This window comes from Campylobacter coli LMG 9860 (assembly GCF_000254135.1).
GTDB classification, from domain to species: Bacteria; Campylobacterota; Campylobacteria; order Campylobacterales; family Campylobacteraceae; genus Campylobacter_D; species Campylobacter_D coli.
The window spans coordinates 1-766 of sequence record NZ_AINS01000167.1; the positions used below are offsets into that span (position 1 = coordinate 1).

At 30.4% G+C, this 766-nt stretch carries 1 protein-coding gene; it reads left to right on the forward strand.

All coding sequences use genetic code 11. From position 1 onward, the window contains the following. Nucleotides 1-766, forward strand: a 766-nt coding sequence (locus tag CCO88_RS09960; protein ID WP_002841060.1) for a type IV secretion system protein, incomplete at both ends; no start/stop codon positions are given.

The window sequence follows — 766 nt, forward strand, 5'->3', positions numbered from 1 at the left end:
GGGTTGCAGCCCTATGGCTAACCCCACAAAATTATATCCAAAAATTTAAAAAATCTATTCTCATTTTTACTTCTATATTAATTTTGCCTTGCTTTTCACTTGGTGCTGGTATTCCTGTAGTTGATGTAACAGCAAATCAGCAAATGGCTACACAAAACGCTAAACAAATAGCAGAATGGACAAAAGATGCTTCAAGATGGACTGAAACTGTATCACACTATCAAAAACAAATACAAGCATACAAAGATGAACTCTTATCAAAAACAGGTGTAAGAGATTCGGTATCTTTTGTGAAAGATATAAAACAAATTTATTCAGATTTCGCAGAATCTGGGCAAAATATTCAATCATTTTACAATGATGTATTAAGAGATCCACAAAAATTTTTAAGTGATAAAGGTAATGAAATTTTTGGAAAATATACGAGCTTTGATCGATGTAATTTTGATTTTTTAAGTCAATCAGAAAAAAACATTTGCAAAATGAATTTAATCACTTATGCTGCTCAAGTAGAAACCTATAATCAAGCTTCAAAACAAATGGATACAATTAGCCAAACACTCCAAAAATTGCAAGATAAATTAGTAAATTCCAAAGATATTAAAGAAAGCACAGATGTCGGCAATGCTATCCAATTAGAAGTAGCAAAAATTCAAATGGTTAAAAATCAAGTTGATTTAGCTAATTCAAGCTATGAAAACCAAAGAAGAATCCAAGAAGATATGGCTATACAAGAATATTCTAAGTCGTTTGATTACAAACCACA